At 45.1% G+C, this 15,102-nt stretch carries 13 protein-coding genes; 4 read left to right on the top strand and 9 right to left on the bottom strand.

Features of this window, described 5'->3' with window-relative positions:
- Position 1: 1 nt before the first annotated feature.
- The 3 genes from KI655_RS14495 to moeA all read right to left on the bottom strand — a co-directional run bounded on the left by KI655_RS14495 (position 2) and on the right by moeA (position 4,431).
- Entirely contained in the window at positions 2-2,146 is a 2,145-nt protein-coding gene (locus tag KI655_RS14495) for an LruC domain-containing protein (protein WP_285406284.1), read from the bottom strand.
- Positions 2,147-2,424: 278 nt separating this feature from the next.
- The gene (moeB, locus tag KI655_RS14490) at positions 2,425-3,183 is read right to left on the bottom strand and encodes a molybdopterin-synthase adenylyltransferase MoeB (protein ID WP_285406282.1); all 759 of its coding nucleotides are present in this window, start codon (positions 3,181-3,183) and stop codon (positions 2,425-2,427) included.
- A 12-nt stretch (positions 3,184-3,195) separates the two neighbouring features.
- Entirely contained in the window at positions 3,196-4,431 is a 1,236-nt protein-coding gene (gene moeA / locus KI655_RS14485) for a molybdopterin molybdotransferase MoeA (RefSeq protein WP_285406280.1), read from the bottom strand.
- Positions 4,432-4,619: 188 nt separating this feature from the next.
- Here moeA and folE point away from each other — a divergent pair, with 188 nt between their 5' ends.
- A complete protein-coding gene (gene folE, locus KI655_RS14480) occupies positions 4,620-5,273 on the top strand; it encodes a GTP cyclohydrolase I FolE (protein WP_150870299.1) in 654 nt (217 codons plus the stop codon).
- 212 nt (positions 5,274-5,485) lie between these two features.
- Here the strand turns inward: folE and KI655_RS14475 are convergent, their stop codons facing one another.
- The 4 genes from KI655_RS14475 to KI655_RS14460 all read right to left on the bottom strand — a co-directional run bounded on the left by KI655_RS14475 (position 5,486) and on the right by KI655_RS14460 (position 8,544).
- On the bottom strand, positions 5,486-6,031 hold the full coding sequence (locus KI655_RS14475; protein ID WP_285406278.1) for a hypothetical protein: 546 nt from the start codon (positions 6,029-6,031) through the stop codon (positions 5,486-5,488).
- Between the two features lie 10 nt (positions 6,032-6,041).
- Positions 6,042-6,581 (bottom strand): YaeQ family protein, encoded by a 540-nt coding sequence (locus tag KI655_RS14470; RefSeq protein WP_255231968.1) that lies wholly within the window; start codon positions 6,579-6,581, stop codon positions 6,042-6,044.
- Positions 6,582-6,694: 113 nt separating this feature from the next.
- Complete coding sequence (locus KI655_RS14465; protein ID WP_032552737.1) at positions 6,695-6,904, bottom strand: cold-shock protein; 210 nt, start codon at positions 6,902-6,904, stop codon at positions 6,695-6,697.
- Between the two features lie 566 nt (positions 6,905-7,470).
- A complete protein-coding gene (locus tag KI655_RS14460) occupies positions 7,471-8,544 on the bottom strand; it encodes a PQQ-dependent sugar dehydrogenase (RefSeq protein ID WP_285406273.1) in 1,074 nt (357 codons plus the stop codon).
- Between the two features lie 227 nt (positions 8,545-8,771).
- Here KI655_RS14460 and KI655_RS14455 point away from each other — a divergent pair, with 227 nt between their 5' ends.
- A complete protein-coding gene (locus tag KI655_RS14455; protein WP_285406270.1) occupies positions 8,772-9,962 on the top strand; it encodes a multidrug effflux MFS transporter in 1,191 nt (396 codons plus the stop codon).
- A 38-nt stretch (positions 9,963-10,000) separates the two neighbouring features.
- Here the strand turns inward: KI655_RS14455 and KI655_RS14450 are convergent, their stop codons facing one another.
- Both KI655_RS14450 and KI655_RS14445 read right to left on the bottom strand, forming a co-directional pair.
- Positions 10,001-10,786, bottom strand: a complete 786-nt coding sequence (locus KI655_RS14450; RefSeq protein ID WP_285406267.1) for an ABC transporter ATP-binding protein — start codon at positions 10,784-10,786, stop codon at positions 10,001-10,003.
- 38 nt (positions 10,787-10,824) lie between these two features.
- Positions 10,825-11,601 carry a siderophore ferric iron reductase gene (locus KI655_RS14445; protein ID WP_285406384.1) on the bottom strand — a complete coding sequence of 259 codons (777 nt, stop codon included), beginning with the start codon at positions 11,599-11,601 and terminating at the stop codon, positions 10,825-10,827.
- A 212-nt stretch (positions 11,602-11,813) separates the two neighbouring features.
- Here KI655_RS14445 and KI655_RS14440 point away from each other — a divergent pair, with 212 nt between their 5' ends.
- Together KI655_RS14440 and KI655_RS14435 are read left to right on the top strand one after the other, a co-directional pair.
- A complete protein-coding gene (locus tag KI655_RS14440; protein ID WP_285406263.1) occupies positions 11,814-12,731 on the top strand; it encodes an AraC family transcriptional regulator in 918 nt (305 codons plus the stop codon).
- Between the two features lie 192 nt (positions 12,732-12,923).
- Positions 12,924-15,071, top strand: coding sequence for a TonB-dependent siderophore receptor (locus tag KI655_RS14435; RefSeq protein ID WP_285406261.1), 2,148 nt, complete (start codon positions 12,924-12,926; stop codon positions 15,069-15,071).
- Positions 15,072-15,102: the final 31 nt, after the last annotated feature.

Here is a 15,102-nt window from a genome sequence, read left to right as displayed (position 1 = left end):
ATTACTCCTCAGACGATAGGTCGTAGCATTGACCCGCTTCTGGCGATTGGAACCAAGTTTCTGCGTCTTCACCACCTGATTCTGCGAAGGTTTTGAATTGTGGGTAAGCCGTAACGATGTCTACACGCTCTTGTGGCCATTCCCACTCGGTTGTTGATGTAATCATCAGTGCCCACGGATGGTTCTCTGCTGTTTTGAAGTACTTGCCTTCACTTGGGCTACTGTCATCCACACCAAGACCGGTTTCAAACAAGTTGGCACTGTCAAACGCCTCGGTCGGTGCTTGGTCGGCTAGGTGCACCTCCCAGCTGCGACCCGGATGTAGAGGTAAGTTTGGACCGTGGTAATGTCCCGGTGTTGCGAAGATGAACGGGTCGTATGGCATATCAGTCCACTCGCTGGTGTCGATACCATCACCATCCAGAGTGATACCGATTTGGAAAGCAAACTGTTCATCGTCTTTACAGCTGTTTTGCGTACGGTAGAAATCACAGTTGGAAGTCGTCTTCTCTGTTAGATTCTCTGCGACAATAAAGATAGCTTCGCTACGACCGCTTTCCATATCAAGAGTGGTGAACGCGTCATTCTCTTTCATGTATGAGTTAGCCGTGTTAACTGAACTCGGTGCAAGATTAGGCAGACGAACCGCAAATCCGTTGAGGTAGTCAGCGCCTACCGCCACTAAGCGACCATCAATCGTTGATTTAACGACTTTTCCGTCTTTAAGAATCTCAGTAATACGGTAGCGAAGAACTGCGTCATTCATGTCGTAGTCGGCTTTGTAAGGCCAATTATCTTCGAATGCTAACGTCGCATAACCCGATGCACTTGGGAAATAGCGAGCAGTTGCGCCATCGTTGAGAACATCGACTTGGATATCAACAACCTCACCAGATGTTGAACCGCCATAGTATTCAAGGTTGGTTTGTTGACTGAAACGGAATCGCGCCCAAGTCGTACCAGTTAATGCGTTAACATCGACGTTGAGGAAAAGTTCGTTTTCGCCGGCATCAAGTTGATAATCAGAGAAGACTTTCTCGTTCTCGCCATCGAAGCTGCCGTCTTGGTTCCAGTCTATCCATGCTGATAAGTAACCTGTGGTAGAGGCTTCTATCATTACTTTGGAATCCAAACCTGCTTCGAGTGCGGTGACAAATCCGATACCACCGTTAGTCCACTCGTCGTCGACACCTGTTGTCTCATCAGACTGAGGAGACACAAAGCCATCCTGTTCGCCATCTGGGGCTTCGCTACCTAGCCAAGTCACGCCATCAAGTTCATGTCGAGGACCGTTACTGTTAAGCAGTGTTAGATAACTGTCTGGTGCATCACCAAAATCGATATTCGAGTCTTCATCAATGACAGGAGCGTTTGCGCAACGTGCGCCGTCATTTTGGTTTGAGCTTGGGCCATTAGAGACAAACTCAACTGCAGGGACGATACCTGCAGCGATATTGGCTGAGTTATCTGGAGATAGGTTCACTCGGTAGATTTTGCCGTCTTGGTTACGCGACACGTAGTAGTTACCATTCACGTCGAAGTAGCCCGCACCAAATGTTCCCGTTTCTCCGGTATCACCAATTGACGTCGTAGCGCCGGTGTCAGGGTCGAAGGAGTAGAGCACACCAGAGTTATTGTCGATACCGTAAAGCTTGCCATCACTCGGGTGGAACGCAAAATCGGTCAGTTTTACTGTGGCTATATCAGAAACTTTAACGACAGGTAAAACAGCATTCGGATCTGTCGCGAGTGGCGTCAAATCAATAGTAAATAAGCCTTTTCCAGTTCGGTACAGGTAGTAGGTACTGTTATAAACATCACCGACATAAAAGGTGTGGTCGGTCGGTAGACCACTGGTGTTGACCACTTCAGCTTGGAAATCCGACCCGAGTCTTACGATTCTTTTGTTTGTGGTGTCATAACCATAGATATAGCGGTCATCAAAGCTAAAGCCGACACCATTAATATTGGCGTTCATACCTGTGTCTGACTGCAATAACGTAGTAGAACCAGTGACTAGGTTAACGCCATATACTTGCACTGGCGTAGATTGGAATAGGTATGCCTTGCTTGGGCAAGTGTCGAATGGGGCAGCTTGTGCTAGAAGCGGTGCACCGAGTAGCAAACTTAACGTTGGGATTCTCATGTCAACATCCTTGTAGTGGAAGATAATGTATGAGTATCAATTCTTATGCCAGTTTTAAGTTGTTGTATTTGTTGGTTTTATATTTTTGTTTTTAGTTTTTCTCAAAATGAGAATTGAATTGGAATCGAAATAACTTGAGTAGCGTAGAGAGTTTTCAAAATGAAAATAAGTGGAAGTGGATAGGAAAAAGAGCCTCAATCCAAGGAGTGAGGCTCTTAAGAGTAAACGTGTTTTAGGGCTGGACAGTATTTTAGGACGAGACAGTTAAAGTGCGATGCTTATTTAGATTCGCCACATACTGGACAGCTAGGCATTTTCATCAATTTCATTTCTCGCCAGCTGTGCGACATCGCATCCAAGATAAGCAGTTTGCCCTCTTTGGGAGAGCCGAACTGAGCAATAACCTTGATCGCTTCAAGCGCTTGCGCCGCACCTACCATACCTACCACGGGTGCCATAACGCCAGCTTCGACACAGCTTAGTGCTGAAGAGCCAAATAGGGCGCTCAGACATTGATAACACGGAGCGTTTTCGTCTTGGTAGGTAAATACGCTGATTTGCCCCTCCATACGAATCGCAGCGCCAGAAACCAATGGAGTCTTTGCTTGGTAACATAAGCGGTTAAGCTGATTACGTGTTTCTACGTTATCACACGCATCCAAAACCAGAGAATGAGAGCGCACAAGAGCACTTAGATCTTCGTCTGACAAACGTCGGTCGATGGTCTCAACGGTTAAGTGAGGGTTGAGCAACTGGAGTGTCTCAGCCGCTGATTGCACCTTTTTCTTCCCGATATCGGCGTCTGTATGCAGCACTTGCCTTTGTAGGTTTGATAACTCAACCACATCATCGTCAATAAGGGTCAGTTTGCCCACACCGGCAGTAGCGAGGTACTGCGCGGCTGCGCAACCAAGACCGCCAGCACCCAATACAAGGATTGAGCTCTGCTTTAGAGCCTCTTGCCCATCAAAATCGAACTGCTTGAGAATGATCTGGCGGTTATAGCGAAGCATTTCCGCATCAGACAAAATTTCCATTAACAAGCCCCGTTAGTAGAGTGTTGAGTTGAACAGCTGGATTTGCACGGTTTCGCCCGCTTCGACGCGTCCACGTTCACGTTCAAGAACGACAAAGCAGTTTGCAAGGCTCATCGAGCGGAATGCGCCAGAACTTTGGTTACCGGTTGTTTCTACCACAAACTGACCATTTTCGATGGTGTAGATACCACGTTGATAGTCGGTACGACCCGGTGCTTTTTTGAATGCTGAACGCGTTGTCGCTGGAATAGATTCAGGTGCCTTCCACGCTGTGTTGCCGGCTAGCTTCGCGAGCATAGGTTGTACAAGTACGTACATGGTTAGAACTGCAGATACTGGATTGCCCGGAAGGCCACAGAACCAAGCGTTCTCTAATTCACCAAACGCAAAAGGTTTGCCCGGTTTAATCGCGAGTTTCCAAAAGCCAATTTGTCCTAACTCTTCAAGGATGTCTTTGGTGTAGTCCGCTTCGCCAACACTAACGCCACCAGAAGTGACCACTACATCTGCTATTTCTTGTGCTTTTTCAAAAGTCTGTTTTAGCGTCGCAGGGCAATCAGGGATGATACCCAGATCAATCGCTTCGCAGCCAAATGCTTCGATGAGAGGCTTGATACCGTAGCGGTTGCTGTCGTAGATCTGACCATCTTCAAGAGGCTGACCAAGTGGCTTCAGTTCGTCGCCAGTAGAGAAGAACGCGACCTTAGGTTTGCGCAACACTTGAATGTGACTAATACCTAGAGACGCGATCATTGGAATATCACGAGGTGTTAGACGTTCGCCTTTACTCAGTACAACGTCGCCTTGCTTGATGTCGTCACCCGTTGGACGAATGTTGTTGTTCGGCTTGATGTCAGTTTGCTGAATCTCGATGCCGTTTTCGGTTTCACGCGTATTCTCTTGCATGATGACCGCATCGCAACCTTCTGGAATCTTAGCGCCAGTCATAATGCGCACACAGGTGTTTTGTGGCCATTCACCTTCAAAAGGTTGGCCGGCAAAGGATTTGCCCGCTAATGGAAGGGTGTATCCATTCTCGAGGTCCGCTAGGCGAAGGGCATAACCATCCATTGCTGAATTATCAAAAGGAGGAACAAAAATCGGTGAGAGAACATCTTCAGCGAGAACGTAGCCTAGAGCATCCGCTAATGGCAGTGACAGTGTGTCTTGAATCGGTGTGATTGGTGATAGCAGCTTATCAAGTGCTTCTTCAATTGGCATTAAGCCCGGAGCGTCGCAACAGCCCATAATTGAATTCCTTTGATCGTTATTATTTTGATTTGTTTGTTGGTACACGGGTATCAACGAAATTGATTCCACTTTAGCATAGTTTAAGGCCCGTAAATAATGACCTCCCTTAAAATATGGGTGTAATTATTCAAAATTCCGAGTATCCTTGTCTGCCATCCAAAAGGGGTAATAGGAGAGGAAGTTCAATGTCAGGTCTTAGCGAATCAGCGAAGTTGGTTAAAGATGCGCTAGCGAGCCGCGGGTTAGAAACACCAATGAGCCCGAATCAGGTAAGCCGTGAAGAGAAAAAAGAACGAATTGAGCACCATATGCGTGAAATTCTGACTCTTCTAGAACTTGATTTAACCGATGATAGCTTAGAAGAAACGCCACATCGCATTGCAAAAATGTACGTTGATGAGATCTTCTCAGGCTTAGATTACGCCAATTTCCCTAAAATTACGGTTATCGAAAATAAGATGGGCGTACGTGAAATGGTTCGCGTGAAAGACATCACAGTAACCAGCACGTGTGAGCACCATCTAGTGACTATCGATGGTAAAACAGCCGTCGCTTATATCCCGCGTGGAAAGATCATTGGTCTGTCTAAGATCAACCGTATTGTTCGCTTCTTTGCCCAGCGTCCTCAAGTTCAAGAACGCATGACTCAGCAAATCTTGGTCGCATTGCAAACTCTGCTAGAAACCGATGATGTTGCAGTAACAATGGACGCCGTTCACTACTGTGTGAAGTCTCGCGGCGTGATGGATGCAACCAGTGAAACAACGACGACTGCACTGGGTGGTATCTTTAAGTCAAACCCAGCAACTCGCCATGAGTTCCTACACGGTTTGCGCTAATCCACGATTGATGAGTTAAGTACGATTTCGCTTATGTAAGTCGACAAGAAATTTTCGAAGCCTCGCACTCAGCGGGGCTTTTTTGTATCTGACTTTCATCACTCCCTAGCGTGAGGAACGAGTGTAGTAGGGAGTCTCTTGAGGAGGCAATGAATGAGAATAAAAGCGCTCTACAGGTAGCAAAGCGCAATATTTATCAGAATTTGAAGCGATTAAGGCAGGTTAAACAAACGCTTAAAGCTATGAATCAAGCCCGATGGCTTATTGTGTGCTTGGTAGATGTTCAAGCCATCATAAAAGCTCGCCATGAACTCGACTCGGACTTCATCTTCAGTGCTTTTTGAAAAGCGTGACAACAAGTTAGCGGTAGCTTCTGCATGATCGTTGGCTAGGCTGTAGTCCATACCCATACGGCCTTGAACAAATAGCCAAAGGTGAGTAACGAATTGCAGTTTCTTCGAACTTGAGTGATTAAACTTCTGGCTGTGCTCTTGGCCTACCGTCTCTTCTAGTACCTGCAACATGGCTTCGCTAGCGTCTTTGTCGGCACTGAATTCGTAAGTTGCATCAATGTGCGTCTTCGTCAGCAGGCCCAATAGCGTTTGAATGCTCGAATTTTCAGGCTTGTTTTCACATGCGTGCTTAAACAAAGCCTTATTGTGTTGAACAAAGTCTTTGTGCTCTTGCTCAAACCCGATTTTTAACGCCTGAATCTGCTCGAAACCCGCTTCTGATAGGCAGTGTTCTAGTTTGCTCATAGTGCTGATGTTATTCGTTGCTTTGCAGTTCTTCCCAAGTCACTTCTGCAGACTTGGTATCGCTGTTCACAAACGCAGAGTTGCCAGTCAGCATCACTGAAAGATCCATTGTACGCTCAGTCATTTCTGCCATTTGTTCAATGCCTTCATTGCTTAGGCGAACAATTTGAGCGTTTAGGTAACCGAACTTACCGCGGTTCTGTTCCCACCAAACATTTGATTTGGTATTAAAGCTGAATACTTTGACAGACTTGGCTAAGCGCGTTGCCTTTTTAACGCGTTCAGGATCTGGCTCTCCGACATCGATCCACTCTAAGATTTGATCGTCAAGAGACTTTTGCCATAGATCAGGCTCTTCGATAGTCGACAACCCTTTAGTGAACTGCAGTTCTGGCGATGCGTTGATACAAAACGCCATAATACGCGCCATCATGCGTTGTTCTGTTTCTGAAGGGTGCTGAGCGATAGTGAGGTTGAACGAGTCGTAGTAATCTCGGTTCATGTCGGTGAGTGAGATACGGAATTTGTAGATTGTAGGTTTAAGAGCCATTAGCGCTGTCTTGTATTATAAATTGACCTTTATCTTACCTTAAATGGATGAATTTTGGGTAAAAAAATAGCCAGCAGAGGCTGGCTATTTCAGAAATGCTTTGAAGCAATCGATTAGATTACTTTGATGCTATCCGCTTGAGGACCTTTTTGACCTTGAGATACTACGAACTCAACTTTTTGGCCTTCAGCAAGAGTTTTAAAGCCGTCACCAACGATTGCAGAGAAGTGTGCAAATACGTCTGGACCGTTCTCTTGTTGGATGAAACCGAAACCTTTAGTTTCGTTGAACCATTTTACTGTACCAGTAACTGTGTTAGACATGATGATATCCTAAATTATTTTTTATTTGAGCCTATTGCGGCACCGATAGCGTGGAAAAGTTTATTGCTATTGCGTACAACACAACGGGGGGTTACTAGTAATCCGACGATATGTTTATATACAAAGAACTTTCTTTCTAGCCGAAATCGAGTCTAAATCAAACAGGGTCGGTGTCAATGGGATATAGTGCTAAAGGTTGCAGAAGTTTGGAGGCAGTCAAACTTTCCATTCCTTAGATATCATGGAGTTACAATGGTATGGTGTTTTGTTGTACTTTTTGTGAAAGATAGGTGTGTTTTTTTATAAAAAACTGGAGTCAAAGCACTAATTCAACAGTTATAAATATCAATAATGGCTATGAAATGTGAGGCGAAAAACAGAATTCTATGAGTCTCAAACCAATGCACTTACCTTATTATTACTTCTGTATATATCCAATATCGACACATTGATATTGCATCTATAACAACATCAATTTAGGCCAAGTAGAGTAAACGACTACCCATAACTTGGCCTCATCGTCTAGTTTGATAGAGTGATTGCCAGCCCCTTAAATCAAGCCTAATCTAATGCTTCAGTCGGTATAAGTTCCCGTTGTCGGTACTAAAGTAGATGTCACCCTCAGGCGTCACTTCAATATCTCGAATTCTTTCGCCCATATCTTCAAACAGCCGCTCTTCTGCCGTGGCTTGGTTTTTCTTGTTCAGTGAAATCACATTAATGTGGGCGAGTTTTAAGGCACCCGCTAACAGCTTGCCATCAAGCTCAGGGAATTTCTCTCCTCGGTAGAGCACTAAACTGCCGGGAGCAATCGAGGGAACGTAGACTTTGACTGGCGACTCAATACCTTTCTTCGTCTCGGCTTCGCCAACCTTAATTGGTCCCCAATACTCCTTACCATGAGACGTCACTGGCCAGCCGTAGTTTGCACCTTTCTTAATTAGGTTGATCTCGTCGCCACCTCTCGGACCATGCTCTATCGACCAAAGCTTCTTGGTTTTTTGGTCGTAGAAAAGCCCTTGTGGATTGCGGTGGCCGTAGCTCCAAATTTCATCGAGTACCTTACTGTCTTTTACGAATGGGTTGTCTTTGGGTGCTTGACCGTCAGGCGTCAGCCTCAATATCGAACCAGCGTGAGTTTGGGTATTCTGACCATTGTCGCGTTCACCTCGGTCACCAATTGAAAAGTAGAGGCTGTTTTTGTCGAAAGTAATACGGCTGCCAAAATGGCGGCCTGTGTCAGTAAGAGATTGAGTCACGAACACATCTTGCCAATCACTAATTTGTTCACCGTTATAGTTGGCACTCGCGAGCGCCGTTACCGCATCGCCTTGCTGCTTTTTACTGTAGGTAACGTAAATCTTATTATCTTCAAAAGGGGAGAGTGCAATATCCAATGCACCACCTTGTCCTTTGGCCCATACATCGGGTAAACGGAAAAGGGTTTGTTGTTCACCAGTCTTTAAGTCAACCTGTTTGATCACACCTTCACGCTCTGTCACCAGCATTTTACTGTCGTCGACGTAGGCCAGTCCCCAAGGTATCAACAACCCATCGGTGATCTTTTCGACCTGAAGTGCTTGGCTAGGCGCGGTGAAAGCGATTGTCAAAGTGGCAGTAATACAATGACTTAATTTCATATTGTCTCTCCAAATAGTCCCTTGCCTTTAGTGTAGCGTTACAATTGATTGTGAAAAGTGACTATTTCGAAAATAAATGTAAATACTATTGTATGCATAAACCATGTGGCGTATGTTATGCCGTCTTTTTCTCGAATGCTGAGTAATAACACCGCAAGGTTGTTTGTGTACTGAGCGTTGTTTCTTTTTGTTCCCACTTACGCTTATCAAAGTTAGGTTGTGCAGCCATGAAGTCCGGTTTTGAATTTAAAACGATCTTACTCGCTTGTCTGATCATCAGTGTTGGCCAGCTCAGCATGGGCTTGGTATTTCCATCACTGCCGTGGATAGCGAAAGACTTCGATATTTCACTAGAACAAGCGCAACTGCTGGTGAGTGTCTACCTGCTAGGGTTTGGACCTTCTCAATTCTTATATGGTCCTATCTCGGACGCGTTAGGGCGCAAAAAAGTGTTACTGACGGGTTTACTGATCGCCCTTATGGGTTTGTTAGTCATCATCTTTTTGAGCCATTCATTTTCAAACATGGTGCTTGGTCGTTTCCTACAAGGGCTAGGTACTGGCTGCTGTGCTGTTTTGGCAAGGGCGTCAACCCGAGATAGGTATACCGGGGCAGAGCTGCCAATTGCCATGTCTTACATCGCAATGGTGGCTTCAATCACGCCATTAATTGCTCCTGTTATCGGTGGCTTTATTAACTTCCACTTTGGGTGGAGCATGGTGTTTATTTCGCTGTTAGGGTATGTGAGCTTGGTGTGGTTTGTGATCGCATTTCGCTTCAAGGAAACGGTCAGCCAATTCTCATCGATTCCATCACCAAAAAGAATGGCATTGCAATACAAAGAGCTGCTGAGTTCACGATACTTTTTGAGCTTTGCCAGTATCGGTTGGCTTAACTTCAGCTTGATGATCACCACAGTCTCGGTGATGCCCTTCATTATGCAAAACCAAATCGGTATGACTTCGGATCAATATGCGATGTGGGCGGTGATACCTGCACTGGGTATGCTCGGAGGTACCAGCCTTTGCAGCCGACTTCGCCCGTTACTAGGTAGCAAAAAGACGCTGTTAATTACGCCAGCTTTGCATATTAGCGCAGCTCTTTGGCTATTTTTCTGTCCGTTAGAGCCATTGTATCTGATGTTAGGACAGTTATTGATGATTCTTGGAAACGGTATTGCGCTGCCATGTGCTCAAGCTTTGGTGATGCTGCCATATAAGAAGAATGCGGGCGCTGCTGCGGCAATGTCTGGAGGCGGACAAATGGTGGTGTCGTCTTTAGTCAGTATGGGCTTAGTGCAGATTGGTTTAGGCGAAGCGTGGCATTTGTCGATCGTGATCTCGGTGTTCGCTCTGATCACTTTGATCAACATTACTCGTGGTTTTAACAGCCCTGAGGCGCAACAAGCGAATGCTTAGCTTGTTGTGCGCTTCAATAAAAATATGAGTTGAACGTATTACTCACAAACGACGGCCACTTTCTGGCTAGCGAGCGTGTTCGCTGGAACAGGGTGATCGATCAGTTTGATTGGCGACTCGTACAAATCTGACAGCGTTTTTTCATCCAATAGCTTATCTGTGCCGCCTTCAAAAGCGATCTCACCCTTCTTTAGTGCAATAATATGGGTTGCATAGCGCAGCGCTAAATTGAGATCATGCAGGATCACAATAATCCCGACACCCTCGTTTTTATTCAGTTCAGAGAGCAAGCTCATGAGCTGAAACTGATGATGAACATCGAGCGCAGAAGTGGGCTCATCTAGAATCAGTAACGGCGACTGTTGGGCTAGCAGCATAGACACCCAAGCTCGCTGCCTTTCACCACCCGAAAGCTCATCGGCGAGCGCTTGCGAAAACTGTGACACACCAGTACGTGCCATCGCTTTTTCAATAATAGATGCGTCTTCTTGGTTCCAACGTCCAAAGGCACCGCGCCAAGGAAAACGGCCAAGCCTGACTAATTCAGACACTGTCAGCCCAGCAGAAGTAGGGAGCTTTTGAGGCAGGTAGGCGATTCGTTTAGCGAGTTCTTTGCTTTTTAGTGAGCTTAGCGCAGTAGAATCGAGCTGGATATCACCATGTTCGGCATCCATCTGCCCAGAGAGCAAATTAACTAAGGTCGATTTACCGGAACCATTGTGCCCCAATACGACAGTCAGTTTATCGGTGGGAATGGTTAAGTTGGGAACCTTTAAAATAGTCCTGTCGTCACGTATCACTTCAATATTAGAGAGCTTGAACATAAATAACCTGTGTTGGATGGAAGACTCGACGCCGTCTACTATTTAGCGGCTTTGGCTGCTTGGCCTTTGTTGTCTGGATGGCGGGGGCAATCACCGCAGATTTTTCGTGAATCACACTTATAGACGAGACAACAACTGGTCCTGATTAGCTTCAACATACCACCGTTGTCTGGATCAACCTTCAGGCTGTTTAGGTGACGAGCTGGCAGCTCACACGCCTCAAGCCACAACTTAGCCTGTTCGAGAATGAACTCATTGGTAAACTCATTATGATGACGCTGAACCTTAATCAACGCGGCTAATAGGTGATCTGCCATTAGATGTTGAGTAAAACCCGGACGGATACGTGTCCATGTGTTGATTTGAGCTCGGTAGAATTCGGCCAAAGCCAACAGCGCTTTGCCAGCTTCGGGGATTAGAGTCTCTGGAGTACCATGCTGGTGGTCATCGGAACCAAATCGGTAGCCAGTGATAAAACCTTTTAGGCGTGACTGACCAATATTTTGGATATCAGGCAGTGAATGCAGCGCATAAATGGAGATGAAGGTGACGTAAATCGGTTGCCAACACAGCAGATCCCAAGTACGCGTTAACCAATATGGATTACCCGCTTCCGGATGGCTTTTTGCCAAGCTATCATAAACACGTTTAATTTCTTTATGACTGTTTGGGTTGCTGATCACTATGCTTCTGCTGTAAATCGGCCCATAGCTACCTTTTAAGAAAGGTGTGACTTCTTTAGAAAGTGAGAATACTTTTTGATGAAGGGGTGGAGCTTTTTTACGAGTAACAATATCGTGAATCTGAGCCAGCATAAGAATGGTATAAATGATAATCAATTTCGTTATCATAACCAAACTATCAGCGCTTCACCATACAAATTGGGGCATTAGCTTGTAGGTTGAAGAAATATATAGACCGAACGGCAAACGGAGCGTGACCCCAATCAGTGTTAATGATACTAATATTTGTATTGTGAATGTGACGTTTTGTTCTATTAATCAGCGAAGACGAAGAAGTAATCACCTTGAATAGAAACACCCCTGCATTTGACCGAATTAGTAAGGTCCTGAGCTTTATTCATAGCAACTTGAGCAGCCCTCTCTCTTTGGAAGAGATTGCGACTCAGAGTTGTTGGTCTCGTTGGCAGTTACAGCGTGTCTTCCAGTCTGAAACCGGCATGACAGTGGCGAACTACGTTCGTGAACTTAAGTTAAGCAGAGCAGCGGAGCTACTTCTTGATGATGACCAACGAGTGATCGACATTGCCATTGCATTAGGTTTCAACTCAGAAATCAGTTTCAGCCGTTCATTTAAGCAGATGTTTGATATAAGTCCGAGCCAATACCGCAAGAGTGGAAAAAGAGTAGGTTTAAAAAAGCCGATTGAGGTCTCTGATTTTTCGGTTGCGGTTGAACAGCAGGGAAGGGCACGTTTTGTTGAAGTGAGAATCGATGAGAGTGATGCTTTCTTGATTAAGGGGATGAGCACAGAGATCAGTGGCCTGTTTTCTCTTACCCAAGACTTTGCTCAAAAGGTGCCACAACTTTGGGCGCGCTTAGAACATGATGTGGTATTGCCTAAAGAACAAGACCTGAGCTTTATTGGGGTCGTTGATATCACTCAGGCCAATTTTGACGGTACCAATCTAAAATACTGGGCGGGTGTGATTTTAGATGATGAAGTTTCTATCCCATTGTTGCCGAGTGTGGTGTCAGAAAAGCTAGAAGTGCTTACCGTACCAAAGCAAACCTATGCTGTGGTTAAGCATAAAGGGCCTATCCAAGGGCTACCTCAGACTCTGTCATGGTTTGTTCTAAACTGGTTGCCAACATCGGGTTACCGAGGCATAGACGGTTATGAACTTGAAGTTTATCCAAAGGCGTATCAATCGCAGTCTGATAACGCTGAGATGGAATACTGGATTCCAATCGTAAAAGTATAATCAACCACGCTCAATACATGGGTAATCTATAATTTGACCATATTAAAATAAGGGTCAATTGCTTTTTTCGTAAGCAATTGGCCCTTTTTTATGGATGTTTGCACCAAATTGTTAATTATCGAGACGTCAGATACATACAATGCAAATGAGATTTATTATTATTTAACTATAGCATTGGTATCTGAGGGACTCATGAACACCCACACTCAATTCAAGTATTCAGCACTCGCCGTCGCGCTCGTTAGTGCGTTATCAGCTCAAGCATACGCAGAAGAAACGAAGACCGACTCTGACCAAAACCTAGAAACAGTGACGATTCTAGGTAAGGCTTATCGTAATACTGCGACCAAATCTGCATTGGAGCCGGAAGAGACTCCACAAGGCATTACAGTCATTGAAGGTGAGCAACTTGAACAGCGTGGTGTGAAGTCCCTAAATCAAGCGCTTCGTTATGCGCCCGGTGTCGTGACTGAGCAGAAGGGTGCGTCAGTAACAATGTACGACACTTTCTCGATTCGAGGTTTCACCAATAACCAAAGTTACTACGACGGTTTAGTACTGCCATTTTTGACTGGCTGGAACCTACAGCCACAGATTGATCCGATTGCAATTCAACAAGTCGAGGTTTTTAAGGGACCAACGTCGGTTCTGTATGGTGCAATGCCACCCGGTGGAATGGTCAATATGATTGCGAAAACACCACAAAGTGATGGCTCTACTAAGGTTGGTGTTGCGACAGGCTCAAGAAACCTAATGGAAGCATCGATTGACACAACTGGGCAGATTGGTGACAGCGACCTTTCATACCGCTTGATAGCTTTGGCACGTAAACAAGATAGCCAAGTAGATAACGCGGAAGAAGAGCGTTATGTAATTGCTCCTTCTTTAGATTGGCAAGCATCTGATAATACGCTGATTAATTTCAACCTCTACTATCAAAATGATCCAGCAATGGGTACTAACTCTGCGATGCCTTTGGAAGCGATTAAATATCATGATCCATCGGTATCAATGGGTGACAAGAATTGGAGTACTTTCGAGCGTGAAGTACTTATGGTGGGTTACAAAATTAATCACCAATTTAACGACAACTGGTCATTTTTGCAGAATGCTCGTTATACAGACGCTTCTCTGTATCAAGAGAACACATATCACCGTTCGACAAACTTCGATCCTGCTACTGGGTCGATGCTTAGAAATGTATACAGTACTGATGAAGAGTCACAAAGCTTTGTAATTGACAACCAAGTCTCAGGTACTGTTTTGGCTGGTGGATTAGAACATAACCTTCTTTTCGGTGTTGATTACATCAAATTGGATGGTGACTCTCTTTACAAAGAGTACACCGCTAACGCTGGTTTCTACGGCTTCAATGTTTATAACCCAAATAATGATCTTTTGGATCGAGACAGCCTTCAAGAAAATTACCGTGAAACCCATGATATCTCGACTGAGCAACTTGGTTTCTATTTCCAAGATCAAGTTCGTTACGACGCCTTAGTTTTACTCGCTGGTGGTCGTTATGACATGTTTAAAGCAATGGACGACAAGCGTAGTGACCTACCAACTTATGATGGTAAAGATGAAGCCGATCATAACCAGTTCTCATATCGTGTAGGGGCGCTATACGAATTAAGCAATGGCTTGTCACCATTTGTAAGTTATGCAACAAGTTTTGAGCCAGCTGCTGGTACAGATATTAATGGTAAATCTTTGAAGCCTCAGCTAGGTGAACAAGTAGAAGTCGGTGTGAAATACCTGTCTCCAGATATGGACAAGCAGTTCACGGCATCTTATTTCCATATCACTAAACAAGATTCCATTGTTGCTGACCCTTCAGATCCTTCATACAGAGCTAAAATTCAGCTGGGTGAAGTTCGTTCTCAAGGTCTGGAACTTGAAGGGCGTTGGTTTGTTACTGAAGAGCTAGATATTCAGGCAAGTTACACCTACTTGGATATGGAAGTGACTGAAGATGTAAACCCAGATCTTGAAGGAACCACTCCTATTTATGTGCCTGAGCATGCGGCAACACTGTGGGGGAACTACAACGTTTATAGTGGCGTCTTAGCGGGAACACGCTTTAGTGCTGGTGCTCGATACATGGGTGAGATGCAAATGGATGCTTCGAATACTCAAGGTATGGTGCCATCTTACACAGTTGTTGATCTATCTATTGGCTACGATTTAGGCATGATGTCCGATTCTCTGTCGGGTGCATCTGCAAACTTCTTGGTTAACAATCTGTTTAATGAAGAGTACTACACCTGTTACGACAACAGTAATTGTTGGTTCGGTGAAGAGCAGTCAGTGGAGCTGAGTGTTAACTACGAGTTCTGAAGGGTTCAAGCAACCTAAATAATAAGCAGCC

It is taken from the genome of Vibrio sp. D404a, from assembly GCF_030248535.1.
Taxonomy (GTDB): domain Bacteria; phylum Pseudomonadota; class Gammaproteobacteria; order Enterobacterales; family Vibrionaceae; genus Vibrio.
The sequence above is the reverse complement of the archived record's forward strand: the minus strand, read 5'-3'. Positions and strand labels throughout refer to the sequence as shown.

What these genes read in the sequence shown, in the direction of transcription:
- KI655_RS14495 (WP_285406284.1), bottom strand. Translation starts at nt 2,146, where the DNA reads ATGAGAATCCCAACGTTAAGTTTGCTACTCGGTGCACCGCTTCTAGCA.
- moeB (WP_285406282.1), bottom strand. Translation starts at nt 3,183, where the DNA reads ATGGAAATTTTGTCTGATGCGGAAATGCTTCGCTATAACCGCCAGATC.
- moeA (WP_285406280.1), bottom strand. Translation starts at nt 4,431, where the DNA reads ATGGGCTGTTGCGACGCTCCGGGCTTAATGCCAATTGAAGAAGCACTT.
- folE (WP_150870299.1), top strand. Translation starts at nt 4,620, where the DNA reads ATGTCAGGTCTTAGCGAATCAGCGAAGTTGGTTAAAGATGCGCTAGCG.
- KI655_RS14475 (WP_285406278.1), bottom strand. Translation starts at nt 6,031, where the DNA reads ATGAGCAAACTAGAACACTGCCTATCAGAAGCGGGTTTCGAGCAGATT.
- KI655_RS14470 (WP_255231968.1), bottom strand. Translation starts at nt 6,581, where the DNA reads ATGGCTCTTAAACCTACAATCTACAAATTCCGTATCTCACTCACCGAC.
- KI655_RS14465 (WP_032552737.1), bottom strand. Translation starts at nt 6,904, where the DNA reads ATGTCTAACACAGTTACTGGTACAGTAAAATGGTTCAACGAAACTAAA.
- KI655_RS14460 (WP_285406273.1), bottom strand. Translation starts at nt 8,544, where the DNA reads ATGAAATTAAGTCATTGTATTACTGCCACTTTGACAATCGCTTTCACC.
- KI655_RS14455 (WP_285406270.1), top strand. Translation starts at nt 8,772, where the DNA reads ATGAAGTCCGGTTTTGAATTTAAAACGATCTTACTCGCTTGTCTGATC.
- KI655_RS14450 (WP_285406267.1), bottom strand. Translation starts at nt 10,786, where the DNA reads ATGTTCAAGCTCTCTAATATTGAAGTGATACGTGACGACAGGACTATT.
- KI655_RS14445 (WP_285406384.1), bottom strand. Translation starts at nt 11,601, where the DNA reads ATGCTGGCTCAGATTCACGATATTGTTACTCGTAAAAAAGCTCCACCC.
- KI655_RS14435 (WP_285406261.1), top strand. Translation starts at nt 12,924, where the DNA reads ATGAACACCCACACTCAATTCAAGTATTCAGCACTCGCCGTCGCGCTC.